The organism is Furfurilactobacillus siliginis (assembly GCF_001437435.1).
GTDB classification, from domain to species: domain Bacteria; phylum Bacillota; class Bacilli; order Lactobacillales; family Lactobacillaceae; genus Furfurilactobacillus; species Furfurilactobacillus siliginis.
Window position 1 is genome coordinate 268,262 of the sequence record NZ_JQCB01000002.1, and the last position, 15,186, is coordinate 283,447.

A 15,186-nucleotide genomic window follows, 5' to 3' on the forward strand; every position below is an offset into this window, starting at 1 on the left:
TCGACTAATTAGTGATTCAAATTAGTCTAGTTCGTGCTTCTTACGTCTGAGTCCTAAGAATGCAAGCCCACTAATCATCATGCCTAAGCCAGCAATTGCAATCGAAAGGCTATCTTGTTCGCCTGTCTCTGGCAATGTTTGTGCAACAGCTTTGGCCACTGGTGTTGCTTTACCATGTCGACTGATCGTCATCAATCGTTGTGGTTGACCAACATTTGGTGTGACAACTGGTGTGTTTACTTCAACCGGTGTATTGGCAGGTACATGCGGTTGGTTCGTATCAGTTGGTGTCACTGGCTTGCTAGGAACAACCGGTGTCGTTGGCTGACCAGGTTTAACTGGCGGCGTCACAGGTGTTACTGGTTTCTTTGGATTTGGAACATACGTAATGTGTGTATCAATGGTTGGATCACTTGGAACATCTGGTGGTAAGTAACCCTTGTTTGGATCATTTGGATCAGCCGGTTGTAATGGTTTCCCATCTGGTCCGTAAGGCTTAAATCCTGGCACATTCGGCACGATTGGTGTCGTTGGTGTCACAATCTTCGCTGGGTTGTTTGGATCATTTGGATATGGTGTCTTCGTTTGACCACCGGTTGGCGGCGTCACGATGTAATTACCGACCCGGGCATACGTAATGGTAACAACCTGGTTCGTCTTATCATCGTTATCAAACTTCAACCCCGTTAACGTGCCATCAGTCTTTAGGACATACCCTGGAACTAACTTGTTGACTTGGGTAAAGTCGACGTTCGCACCAGTCTTACCAGAAATACTGTAGCCGACAACGCCCGCTGCGTTTGTCACTGAGCTGCCGTTTACATCAACTAACTTAACAATGACCGTTTGATCATCAGCCGTGTAGGTGATGTGCGTGTCAGTCGTTGGATTACCCGGAACTACAGGTGGCAAGTAACCTTTGTTTGGATCATTTGGATCAACAGGAACCAATGGTTTTCCGTTTGGATCATTTGGTGTGTAACCTGGGACACCTGGAACAATCGGTGTCGTTGGTGTCACAACCTTACCCGGATTATTCGGATCGTTTGGATAAGGGGTAATTGTCTGATGACCACCAGTTGGTGGCGTCACAATGTAATTACCAACCTTGTCGTAAACAACGCGAACCGTTTGATTGACGTTATCGTCATGATCGAACTTCAATGACTGTGTTGTACCATCGCTGGCAACAACGTACCCATTAACCAACTTGTTAACAGTGCTGAAGTCAACGACCGTGTCGCTCTTACCAGTTAAGGTGTAAGAAGATTGACCAGCTGCGTTCACAACTGCTTGTCCCTTACTATCAACTAACAGAACAACAACCGTCTGTTTGTCAGCCGTGTACGTGATGTGCGTGTCAGTCGTTGGATTACCTGGTGTTGGTGGGAAGTAACCCTTATTCGGATTCTTCGGATCAACGGGAACCAACGGCTTACCATTTGGATCATTTGGTGTGTAACCTGGGACACCTGGAATAATCGGTGTCGTTGGTGTCACAACCTTACCTGGGTTGTGCGGATCGTTTGGATAAGGCGTGGTCGTTTTACCACCAGCTGGTGGTGTCACAACGTAATTACCGACCTTGTCGTAAACATAAGTAACCGTCACATTACCTTTTGGCATAACACCCTTCGCGTTAGCTGGTGTCTTGATCAAGACGTAACCGGAAACAACCTTGGCTGTTGTTGTGTAGTCATCGTCGAAGTTCAAGTCAGTCTTTGTTTCACTTGGTGCGACTGTCTTGCCAGCACCGTCAACGTAATTAGCAGTCAAGCTATATTGATCACCGGTAATGGTCAATTGGCCGTTAGCAGTCTTCACAACGTAGTTACCATTAGCCGTTGCATTGGCAGTGATCGTAATTGGATACGTTCCAATTGCACTATCCCTACTAATATCAGTCATGGTGTAAACCGGCTGTGTTCCCTTGGCAGGAATACCTGTTAAGGTGGCCTGTTTAGTACCGGCATATGGTTGTCCATCATACGTCTTCGTCAAAGTTGGTGCCGCAATCGTGATGGTGGCTGGCGTAATTACAAACAGCCCATTTTGAACATCTTCACTGGTGAAGTCGTAGTTCTTATTAGCTGCCTGTAGCTTAGCTAACCCAGTCTTACTCAACGTAACCGCATATTGACCAACGTTTTGGCTGGTGATGCCAGTCGTATCAAAGTCATCCTTTGTCAAGGTTGGCACAACAAAGTCTGGGTACTTACTTGGTGCTAAGACTGTAAACGTTGTTGGATCAGTTAACTTATCACCGTCATAAACCTTGGTTGCCCCTTGTACGACAACGGAAGTTTCCAATTGAGGATTCTTGGTTGGCGTACCTGGGTTAACTGGCTTGCCCGGTTTGTTTGGCACAACTGGTGTTAAGCCTTGAGCGGTAATCGTTACAGTTCCGGCAACAGTCTTCACAACATAGTTCAAGTTGTCAGAAGTCTTCGTCAGAACCTCAACAGGATACGTCCCCTTGTTGATGTCATGACTAACATCCGTCAACGTGTACTGAAGCTTGTCGCCCTTGGCTGGTACACCTTGTTCATTGGCAACTAACTTAGCGCTTGGATATGGTTGTCCATCGTAGGCCTTTGAACCAGATGGTGCCGTGATTGTGACAGGCGCTGGATTGATAATGAACAGGCCATTTTGAACATCTTCACTAGTGAAGTCGTAGTTCTTATTAGCTGCCTGTAACTTAGCTAACCCAGTCTTGCTCAACGTAACCGCATACTGACCAACGTTTTGGCTGGTAATCCCAGTCGTATCAAAGTCATCCTTCAATAATGTTGGAATAACGAAATCTGGGTACTTGCTTGGTGCTAAGACTGTAAAGGTTGTTGGATCCGTAGCAGAATCGCCATCGTAAAGCTTCGTTGCCCCTTGTACGACCACGGAAGTTTCCAATTGAGGATTCTTAGTTGGCGTGCCTGGGTTAACTGGCTTGCCAGGCTTGTTTGGCACAACTGGTGTTAGACCTTGGGCAGTAATGGTTAACGTACCTGGAACAGTCGTTAAGACATAGTTACCGTTGTCGGTTGCCTTAGTCATGACATTAACTGCGTAAGTTCCTTTATTAATGAAGGAACTTAAATCACTTAACGTGTAGACCACTGCGTCACCCAACTTAGGCTGACCACTCACAGATGTCGCAATTTTATCTGCATAAGGTTTCCCATCATAAGTCTTCGTGACACTGCCAGCTGTTACGGTGACAGGCGCCTTTGTAATGACGAACAAGCCGTCTTGAACATCAGCTTCCTTAAGATCGTAATCACGGTTAGCAGCTTGTAACTTAGCAAAACCAGTAGCACTTAACTTAACCGTGTAGTTCCCAACATTTTGACTCGTAATTTCAGTAGTGAAGTCACTCGCCGTTAACTGTGGAATCATAAAGTCACGGTCAGCCTTAGGTGCCAATACGGTAAAGATCGTTGGATCAGTTGCCTTATCGCCGTCGTAAACCTTGGTTGCCCCTTCAACGACAACAGATGCTTCCAGTTGTGGATTCTTATCTGGTGTTATTGGATTGACTGGTTTACCAGGTTTGTTTGGTTCAGCAGGTGTTAACGGTTTAGCTGAAATAGTCAATAACCCGTTAACCAACGTCAACTGATAGTTCTTGTTAGCAGCATCCGTTGCTAATACGTTGATGTCGTACTTACCTGCGTGATACAAAGCACTGATGTCAGATAATGTTGCAACTGGTGCAATCCCCTTAGCAGGCTTGCCAGCAACTGCGACAACTTCTTTCGCTTTATCTTGATATGGAAGCCCATCGTACACTTTGGTCAACGTTGGTGCCGTTAACGTAAGTGGCGCTTTCGTGATGACGAACAGACCATCCTGAACATCTTCACCCTTCACGTCATAGTTCTTGTTAGCAGCTTGCAGTTTAGCTAAACCAGCTTCGTTTAACTTAACGGTGTAGTTACCAACATCTTGACTGGTGATTTCAGTTGTAAAGTCATCCTTCGTGAAGGTTGGCAGAACAAAGTCGCTGTAGTTCTTAGGTGCCAATACCGTGAATGTGGTTGGATCAGTTGCCGCATCCCCGTCATAAACCTTGGTTGCACCACTGACGACGACAGAAGCATCTAATTGTGGATTCTTATCTGGCGTAATCGGGTTAACCGGTTTATTTGGCTTGTTCGGATCAACTGGTACCAAGCTATGGCGACTGATAACCAACTGACCAGGTACATCAGTAATTTGATAGTTCAAATTATCACTTGGTGCAGTTAAGACATCGATCGTGTAGGTCCCTTGATCCGTAATCTTACTAATGTCAGTGAGCTTGTAGACTAATGCTTCGCCCTTGGCTGGCATGATTGACGTTTGTGCACGAACGATACCGTTGTACGCTTTGCCATCATAAGTCTTAGCAAGTTGTGGTGCGGTGATCGTCACTGGTGCCTTTGTAATAACGAACAATGCGTCTTGAATATCGCCTGCATTAAAGGTGTAGTCAGGGTTGGCAGCCTTAATCCGGTCAATTCCTGATTGACTCAAACGAACTGGGTAGTTACCAACATTTTGGCTCGTAATCCCGTCCAGGTTAAAGTCGGCAGCTGTCAAACTTGGAATGATGAAGTCCGTGTACTTACTTGGTGCAGTCACTTTGTAAGTTGTTGGATCAGTTGCAACATCCCCGTCGTAAACCTTCGTTGCGCCTTGGATAACCATCGAATTCAGCAATTGTGGATTGTCACTTGGATTATCTGGGTTAGCAGGTTGATCCGGCGTGTTTGGTGTGGCTGGGTTCAATGGCCGTGGTGTGATGGTCAATGAACCGGCAACAGTGGTAATCGTGTAATTAACATTGGCGGCTTCATCAGCGACAACATTGATACCGTATTTACCGGCGTGGAAGTCTTTACTGATGTCAGTCAAGGTTGCAACTGGGGCAATTCCCTTTGCTGGCACACCAGTTGGTGAAACAACTAGCGCAGCAGTATCAGTGAATGGCTTGCCATCAAAGACCTTGGTAACGGTTGGTGCCGTCAAAGTAATCGGCGCCTTCGTAATCACGAACAGTCCATCTTGCACATCGTCAGCAGTTAACGTGTAGTTCTTGTTAGCAGCTTGCAGCTTTTGCAAACCAGCTGCCGTTAACTTAACGGTGTAATTGCCCACGTTTTGACTGCTGATTCCAGTTACATCGAAGTCGCTTGCTTCAAAGGTCGGCATTACAAAGTCTGCATACTTACTTGGTGCTAAGACTGTGAACGTCGTTGGATCAGTGGTTGCATCGCCGTCGTAGACCTTGGTTGTCCCTTGAACAACAACTGACGTTTCCAATTGTGGATTATCATTTGGTGTCTTTGGATTAACTGGGGTCGTTGGCGTGTTTGGTGTAACTGGCGTCAATGGTTGTGCACCAATCGTCAGCGCTCCAGCAACTTTACTGATTTCGTAGTTACCGTTGTCAGTGTCGTTAGTCAGTACTTCAACTGGATAACTCCCCTTGTCGACGTCCTTACTAATATCAGTAATCGTGTAAACCAACGCGTCGCCCTTAGCTGGCAAGGTTGTGTTCGTGCCGACAAAGTTTGCATTCACATAAGGTTTACCATCATAAGTCTTCGAAGCAGATGGTGCGGTGATCGTCACTGGTGCCTTCGTAATAACAAACAGTGCATCCTGAATGTCATTTGCATTGAAGGTGTAATCCGGATTAGCTGCCTTAATGGCATCAATCCCTGCCTGGCTCAAACGAACTGGGTACTTACCAACGTTTTGGCTCGTAATCCCATCCAAGTTAAATGCATCGGCTGTTAATGCAGGGATAATGAAATCGCCGTACTTGCTTGGTGCTTTAACTTCATAAGTCGTTGGGTCGGTTGTAACATCACCGTCATAGACCTTGGTTGCCCCGAAGATAACCATGGAACTAACCAATTGTGGGTTATTACTTGGGTTGTCAGGGTTAGCTGGCTGACCAGGTGTATTTGGTGTGGCTGGATTCAATGGCCGTGGCGTGATGGTCAATGAACCGGCCACCTTGGTAATCTCATAGTTTGCATTCACAGCTTCATCAGCTGTGACATCAATGGCGTACTTACCAGCATGGAAGTCCTTACTGATGTCAGTCAATGATGCGACTGGTGCGACACCCTTTGCTGGAACACCACTTGGCGTCACCACATTCAATGGGTGTTCGGCATCGGTTTCAGCATATGGCTTACCATCAAAGACCTTTGTCAAAGTTGGTGCCGTTAAGGTAATTGGCGCTTTGGTAATTACAAACAAACCATCTTGAATGTCTTCACCTTGCACGTCGTAGTTCTTATTAGCTGCTTGTAACTTAGCTAAACCGGCGGCGTTCAACTTAACGGTGTAATTACCAACGTTTTGACTCGTAATTTCAGTGGTAAAGTCATCCTTCGTTAATTCTGGAATGACAAAGTCGCTGTAGTTCTTCGGTGCCAATACGGTAAAGGTTGTTGGATCAGTGGTTGCATCACCGTCATAGACCTTGGTTGCCCCTTTGACAACAACTGACGTTTCCAATTGTGGATTATCATTTGGCGTCTTTGGATCAACGGGTTTATCTGGGGTATTTGGTGTCGCCGGTGTCAATGGTTGCGCACCGATTGTCAACGTTCCGGCAACCTTCGTAATTGCGTAGTTCCCGTTATCGCCATCATTTGTCAGAACTTCAACTGGGTAAGTGCCCTTATCAACATCCTTGCTGATATCAGTAATCGTGTAGACCAGCGCATCACCCTTCGTTGGTAATACTGTGTGTGCCAACAAAGCTGGCATCAACATAAGGTTTACCATCATAAGCCTTCGAAGCAGATGGTGCGGTAATCGTTACAGGTGCCTTGGTGATAACAAATAAGGCATCCTGAATATCATTAGCATTAAATGTGTAGTCGGGGTTAGCAGCTTTAATGGCATCAATCCCTGCTTGGCTCAATCGAATTGGGTAATTACCGACGTTTTGGCTGGTAATCCCATCCAGATTGAAGTCCTTAGCATCTAATGTCGGAATGATGAAATCATTGTACTTAGTAGGTACCAAGACTTTATAAGTCGTTGGATCAGTCGCTACATCGCCGTCGTAAACCTTGTTAGCCCCTTGAATAACCATGGAACTGACCAATTGTGGGTTGTTACTTGGATTATCAGGATTAACAGGCTTGTCAGGTGTGTTAGGCGTTGCTGGTGTTAATGGCCGTGGTGAGATTGTTAATGAACCAGCAACCTTCGTGATGCTGTAGTTTTCATTAGCAGCATCATCGGCGTCAACATCAATTGCGTACTTACCAGCATGGAAATCCTTGCTGATGTCAGTCAATGATGCAACAGGTGTAACACCCTTCGTCGGTACGCCGTCGATCTTCATCACATTCAATGGGTGTTCTGCATCAGCTTCAGCGTATGGCTTACCATCAAAGACTTTCGTTAACGTTGGTGCGGTTAGCGTAATTGGTGCCTTCGTAATCACGAACAGTCCATCTTGCACATCGTCAGCAGTCAACGTGTAGTTCTTGTTAGCAGCTTGTAGTTTTTGCAAACCAGCATCCGTTAACTTAACGGTGTAATTGCCCACGTTTTGACTGGTGATTCCGGTTACATCGAAGTCACTTGCTTCAAAGGTCGGCATTACAAAGTCCGCATACTTGCTAGGTGCTAAGACCGTGAACGTCGTTGGATCAGTGGTTACATCACCGTCGTAGACCTTGGTTGCCCCTTGAACAACAACTGATGTTTCCAATTGTGGATTATCATTTGGTGTCTTTGGATTAACTGGGGTCGTTGGCGTGTTTGGTGTAGCTGGATCCAATGGCAGCGCACCAATCGTAAGGTTGCCGGCAACCTTGGTAATGTCGTAGTTACCGTTATCGCTGTCGTTTGTTAAGACCTCAACTGGATATGTTCCCTTGTCGACGTCTTTACTCATATCAGTGATGGTGTAAACCAACTTGTCACCCTTAGCAGGTACAGTTGATGTCGTCGCAACAAATTTCGGATCACTATATGGCTTACCGTCATATGCTTTGTGACCTGATGGTGCGGTGATCGTAACTGGTGCTTTAGTGATGACAAACAAACCATCTTGCACATCAGCAGCGGTAAAATCGTAGTTCTTGTTAGCTGCTTGAAGCTTTTCTAGACCAGTACTGCTCAATTTAACCGTGTAATTGCCAACGTTTTGACTGGTAATACCAGTAACATCAAAGTCACTTGCTTCAAAGGTTGGAATGGTAAAGTCCGTAAACTTGCTTGGTTTCAATACCGTGAAGGTTGTTGGATCCGTTGTCACATCACCGTCGTAGACTTTGATTGCCCCTTGAACAACAACTGAAGCATCCAATTGTGGATTCTCATTTGGTGTCTTCGGATTAACCGGCGTCGTTGGTGTATTTGGTGTCGATGGATCTAATGGTTGCGCTGTAATCGTCAACTTACCGTCCGTGGTGGTCAATGTGTAGTTACCATTGCCATCAGTTGGTGTCGTAACCTTCACATCATATGAACCAACATTGATGTCTTTAGCAGTATCCGTGATGCTGTAATCAAGCTTGGTCCCTTTGGCAGGTACACCAGTAACTGTTTCGGTGAACTTGTCGTCAGTGTAAGGCTTGCCATCGTAAACCTTACTGCCAGATGGTGCGGTAATGGAAACAGGTGCTGGCGTAATCGTAAACAGCCCGTTTTGAATATCTTCGGCAGCAATTTGGTAGTTAGCATTTGCCAGTTGTACCTTATGCAAACCCGATTCGTTTAAGGTAACGACATAGCGGCCAACATTTTGACTGGTAATTCCTGAAATATCGAAGTCATCCTTCGTCAAAGTTGGAACCACAAAGTCGTTGTACTTGCTTGGTGCCAATACTGTAAACGTCGTCGGATCGGTCGTTACATCACCGTCGTAGACCTTGGTTGCCCCTTGAACAACAACTGATGTTTCCAATGCTGGATTATCATGTGGTGTCTTCGGATCAACCGGGTTCGTTGGTGTATTTGGCGTGGCTGGCGTCAATGGTTGGACACCAATTGCTAGCGTTCCATCAACCTTCGTGATCGTGTAGTTCTTGTTTGCATCATCTGTTGCAGTAACGACAACTGGGTAAGTGCCCTTGTCAACGATCTTGCTGATGTCAGTAAGACTGTAAACAAGCTTGTCACCCTTAGCTGGCTTACCAGTGACAGTTTCCACAAACTTCGGATTGACGTAAGGTTTGCCATCGTAAACCTTGCTACCAGATGGTGCGGTGATGGTAACGGGTGCTTTGGTAATGACGAATAATCCGTCTTGCACATCTGCGGCAGTAAAGTCGTAGTTCTTGTTGGCTGCTTGAAGCTTTTCAAAGCCAGCTTTACTCAATTTAACCGTGTAGTTACCAACATCTTGACTCGTGATGCCAGTAACATCAAAGTCACTTGCGTCAAAGGTAGGAATCGTGAAGTCAGTGTACTTACTTGGTTTTTGCACCGTAAACGTCGTTGGATCAGTCGTTGCATCCCCGTCGTAGGCCTTAGTTGCCCCTTGAATAACAACTGATGTTTCCAATTGTGGATTATCATTTGGTGTCTTCGGGTTAACCGGTGTATCTGGCGTGTTTGGCGTTGCTGGATCCAATGGTTTAGCAGTGATGGTGAACGTGCCCGTAATTGGAACAATTACATAGTTCAGGTTATCGCCCAACTGCAATGTGATGGTGTCAGTATATATACCAACGTTAACCGTGCTACTTAAATCGGCCATCGTGTAAACCACAGCGTCACCTTTAGCAGGCTGACCAGTGACTGTTTCGGTTAATTCCTTAGCAGTAAATGGCTTACCGTCATAAACTTTGGTACCAGATGGTGCCGTGATGGTAACAGTTGCTCTCGTGATAACGAACAACCCATCTTGAATATCATTGGCAGTCAAGCTGTAGTTCTTATTAGCATCTTGAATCTTCTTCAAGCCATCAGCAGTTAGCTTAACGGTGTAGTTACCAACGTTTTGACTCGTGATACCTGTGACATCAAAGTCAGTGGCTTCAAGTTCAGGTAGCACAAAGTCAGGATACTTAGCTGGTTTCAACACTGTAAATTTGGTTGGATCACTTGTCACATCGCCGTCGTAGACCTTGGTTGCCCCTTTGATAACCAAAGCCGTTTCTAATGCTGGGTTATCATTTGGTGTCTTCGGGTTAACTGGTGTATCCGGTGTGTTTGGCGTAGCTGGATCAAGTGGCTTAACTGAAATTTTCAATGAACCGGCACCCTTGGTAATCGTGTAGTTAGGATTGTCAGCGTCAGATGCAGTAACGGTCATTGGGTAGTTACCAACATTAGTATCTTTACTAATGTCCGTTAATGACTTAACCGGTGCGATCCCTTTTGCAGGTACACCCGTGACAGTGACCACATTTTGTGGCTGTGCATTTTGACTGTCATCATAGGCTTTGCCATCAAAGACTTTGGTCAAAGTTGGTGCCGTCATAGTAATTGGCGCCTTCGTAATCACGAATAACCCATCTTGAATATCATCGGCAGTCAAACTGTAGTTCTTATTAGCATCTTGAATCTTCTTCAAGCCATCGGTGGTTAACTTAACGGTGTAGTTGCCAACATTTTGACTCGTGATACCTGTGACATCAAAGTCAGTGGCTTCAAGTTCAGGTAGCACAAAGTCAGGATACTTAGCTGGTTTCAACACGGTAAATGTTGTTGGATCACTTGTCACATCGCCGTCGTAGACCTTAGTTGCCCCTTTGATAACCAAAGCCGTTTCTAATGCTGGGTTATCATTTGGTGTCTTCGGGTTAATTGGTGTATCCGGTGTGTTTGGCGTAGCTGGATCCAATGGTTTAACAGTGATCGTCAACGACCCATCAGTTGGCACAATGTGGTAGTTCTTGTTGTCGATGCCTTTATCACTGACCGTTAGTGGTAAGACATAAGTTCCGCCGGCATAGATATCAGCACTGAAGTCGTCAATTGTTACAACAGGCGTCGTTCCTAACTTCGGAACACCTACATACGTGATAATTGCCTTCGGATTCTTAGGATCTGGTTCACTATAAGCTTTGCCATCATAAACTTTCGTTAGATGTGGCCCTTGTGCGCCGATGTCGCGTTTAACGATATTGAACAGGCCATCTTGCACATCTTCGGCCTTCAAATCATAGTTGGTGTTAGCATCTTGAATCTTCTTCAAACCGCTAGCACTTAACTTCACCGTGTACAAACCAACATCTTGGCTAGTAATACCAGATACATCAAAGTCGTCAGCTGTTAATGCAGGAATCGTAAAGTCAGTGTATTGCTTTGGACCAAGCACATTAAATGTCGTTGGATCCGTAGACTTATCGCCATCGTAGGTCTTCATCTTCCCTGAGACGACAAGTGAAGTCTCTAACTGTGGATTCTCGTTAGGTTCATTAGGATTGACAGGTGTATCCGGTGTATTTGGTGTTGCAGGTGTTAATGGGTGAACCCCGATCATTAAGTTACCGTCAACCTTGGTGAGCTTGTAGTTACTGTTGTCCGCATCGGCCGCAGTCACGACGATTGGGTAAGTAGCTTTGTTAATATCCTTGCTGATATCCGTCAAGGTGAAGTTCAAAGCATCACCCTTAGTAGGTTTACCAGCTACCGTTGCCTGCGCTTTCAAGGCTTCGGCAGTAATATCATAAGGCTTACCATCATAGGATTTAGTTAGTGTTGGTGCCGTAATTGTTACAGGTGCTTGGGTAATGGTAAATGATCCATTGGTTACCTTGTCACTTGTAAATGAATAGTTCTTATTGTTAGCTTGCAACTTCGCCAATCCAGCGGCGGTCAACTTAATGGTGTAGTTACCAACATTTTGACTGGTGATACCAGTTACATCAAAGTCACTGGCAGTTAAACCTGTCGTGTCAAAGTCGGTCACACCAGTTGGTCCTTCAACCGTGAAGGTCGTTGGATCCGTTGTAACATCGCCATCATAGACCTTCGTTGCCGTCTTAATGGTGACATTCGCTGCTAGTGGTTGTGCCGTAATGGTTAACTTACCATCGGTGGACGTAACCGTGTAGTTAGGATTATCAGTAGCCGCAGCAGTAACTGTCAACGTGTAGGTGCCGACATTCTTAAAGGTTGATAAGTCAGCAAGTGAAGCAACAATGTCGTTACCCTTAGCTGGCTTCCCAGAATAGCTCAACACAGCCTTTGGCTTCGTTAGATCTGCTTCTGTATAAGCGTTACCATCATAGACCTTGGTCAAGGTTGGCCCAGTCACACTAACAGGTGCAGGTGTAATAACGAACAAACCATCTTGTACATCACCACTTGTAAGTGTGTAGTTTGGATTAGCATCTTGAATCTTCTTGAAGCCATCTGTCGTTAACTTAACCGTGTAGTTGCCAACGTTTTGGCTGGTGATACCACTCTTATCAAAGTCACCGTCAACCAGTGTTGGAATCACAAAGTCAGTGTACTTTGCAGGCCCTTGCACTGTGAAGCTTGTTGGATCCGTTGTGGCATCCCCGTCATAGACCTTTGTTGCACCTTTTACGATCACAGATGTTTGAAACTGTGGATTGTTGTTTGGTGTCTTCGGGTTAACTGGCGTATCAGGTGTATTTGGTGTTGCAGGATCTAGTGGTAATGGGTTGATGGTCAATGAACCATCTGTTTTGGTAATTGTGTAGTTACCATTGTCTGCCGCGTTCGCAGTAATGGTAATTGCATATGATGGATTAGCAGCCGTATTGGCATTCACAATCTTGCTGATATCTGTGCTGGTGTATACAGGTTGCGTTGCTGTCGTCAACACACCATCCATCCCAGTCACAGTAATTTTATTGTCTGCGCCAGTATAGGCCTTGCCATCGTAAGTCTTGGTCAACGTTGGTGCAGCAACGGTGATTGGACGCGCAGTAATGGTGAACGTACCTTTGGCAATGTTGTCAGCTGTGATTGTCTTACCAGGGTTAGCTGCTTGTAACTTAACTAATCCAGCAGCGCTCAACGTCACATCGTATGACCCAACATTTTGTGAAGTGGGATCATTAAAGTCAGTGCGTGCCCACGTTGGTTCAGTAATCCCGGCTGGTAAAGTTCCTGTGAACTTCGCTGCTGGATCAGTTGTTGCATCGCCATCAAAGACTTTCGTAATCGTGCCTAGTTGTAAGGCATTCGCGTTTAATGTGTAGTTAACAGTGAAAACTTGGCTAATCGTTGAACCTGAATCAGCCACCGTATCGTAAGTTGCATTAGCTGTCAGCGCACTTGCTAAGTCGTTGTAAGTTTTACCATCTGGCGCAACAACTTTGTAAGTCCAGCCTGCGGCAGCCAACGTTGCATCAGTATTTGTGAACGTAATATTATCGACTGCAGTCGAGTCCGTCGCACCTGTATTTGGTGTTGGATCGGCCAATGCAATTTCAGAAACTTGTGTGCCACTTGGCTTATTGGTAGTGACAAGTTGGGCACGGTTGACCTGGTAGTGGTTAACTAACGTAGCATTACCCTTTACGTTAAATACAGTGTCACCATCAGTTTTGACAAACACGTAACCAGGAATCTGTTGCAGATTATTGATAATCGGTTGCCCTACACCACCTGTTGGTCCAGTTGGACGCCCTTGGGCATTAAAGGATCCAACTGAATCTGGATAACCGTTAATATTATGACCATCTTGGTCTAGGAATTGGATTTTACCAGTTGTATCAAAAGCATCTGTCACTGAATTAGTCACATTATCAAATCTATCAGCTCGGAATGCTGTCGTGATTTGAACAACTTTTCCCTTATCCGTAAAACTATTAGGATTGCTGACGTTCAAAATAACGTCATCTGTTCCCATCGGTTGAATACTACTTGCTATCGAGATTCCACCTTGAATACTTGACCAATCAGTTACTTGATCAGCAGTCATTAAATCAGCAGGTGTTGTTGTGCTAGTTCCATCACTCACATTAAAGTAATACGTATGACCATTATCCAATACAACTGATTTACCATTGCTAGACAAAACAGCCGAATGAGTCGTGTAAAGTGAAACGACACCATCTGGATCTTGATTAGCACCAGTCAATATCAGTTTAAATGTACCTGGGGTCGTATCAGTATTGCTCGTCACAACCTGAGGAAGGTTCCAGACTGCCCCAACATTAGTCGTTAAGCTTGATGTATTGTTTGCTAAACGAATCCGCAATTGATGCTTGTCCTGCCCATTTTCTAATGGGTAATTAGAAGTCATGGTTTGATAGGCATTACCACGAGCATGATTAGACTTAATCGTCCCCTGCAAAATCATGCCCTGAGGAGCTTGTATCAATATGGACTGGCCGTTCGCCTTATTACCCGTCAATGTTGCCATTCCAGTAGCGCCTGCATAGGCACCATATCCTTGAACCGAGGAGAGCCCTACTTCTTTAGTTCCATCTTGCTTAAGAATATAAAGATTTTGAAGGTCATTCAGGTTGGTTTGCGTGTCACTACTAATAGCATTCCCATATACCATGAATGGCATGATTGACTCACCAGTAGCTCCGAAATGAGCAGCTGAGTTATTTGCTCCAGTCAATTGACTATTACTGTAGTTTGTTTTATCGACATAGTTTACATCGTTGTAACTACCCTCACCTGATGGCTTTGTGGACATAAATGGCACAACCGCAGAAAATGCATCGTCGTTCACTTTTAAAGTAACCGTAACTTGTTGATTAATTGGATACCAAGTGAATCCAGTACCAGTAAAATCAACTTTATAAACAGTTAAGCCATCAGCATTAACAAAAGTAGTAACTTTTGGTTGACTGCTAATGCCTTTCCATCCAACACCTTGGGTAGTATAAGGCAATCCAGTCGTTTCATCAGTCACCAAACTCATCTGTGCTGGAACTGTCAAATAAAACACCGGCTCAAACACAGTGCTTGAATTTCCATAGAAACCAGGCATATCGTTCATATCAAAAGAACTAGGCTTATTAACTGTATTCCAGCCTGATCCTTTGCTATCTCTAAACCCGTTTGCGTTTAAATTGGTATTAATTGTGGTAGACAAGCTCTGACCATACGACTGCGACAGTGTATATGAAATTGTCTGACCAGGGGTCAAAATCCCAGGTAGTAAGCCAGTTGATAAGCTGAATGATGCCTTATCAGTTGCTACTGCATAAGTTGTCATAGGGTAGATTGCAAATTTAATCCGAATTTTTGGACAAATTTGTCAGCATAACCTGATAC

General features: G+C 45.0%; 2 protein-coding genes. Both read right to left on the reverse strand.

What is annotated here, in order from left to right; all coding sequences use genetic code 11:
* Positions 1 to 21: 21 nt before the first annotated feature.
* Positions 22 to 6,789: an MBG domain-containing protein gene (locus IV55_RS02650; RefSeq protein WP_162260725.1), complete on the reverse strand. Its 6,768-nt coding sequence runs from the start codon at positions 6,787 to 6,789 to the stop codon at positions 22 to 24.
* Positions 6,728 to 15,127 (reverse strand): MBG domain-containing protein, encoded by an 8,400-nt coding sequence (locus IV55_RS02655; RefSeq protein ID WP_057809066.1) that lies wholly within the window; start codon positions 15,125 to 15,127, stop codon positions 6,728 to 6,730. Before IV55_RS02655 ends, IV55_RS02650 begins: the two co-directional genes overlap by 62 nt.
* Between the last annotated feature and the right edge of the window lie 59 nt (positions 15,128 to 15,186).

Coding starts and splice junctions, on each gene's coding strand:
- IV55_RS02655 (WP_057809066.1), bottom strand. CDS start 15,127: ATGACAACTTATGCAGTAGCAACTGATAAGGCATCATTCAGCTTATCA.
- IV55_RS02650 (WP_162260725.1), bottom strand. CDS start 6,789: ATGGTAAACCTTATGTTGATGCCAGCTTTGTTGGCACACACAGTATTA.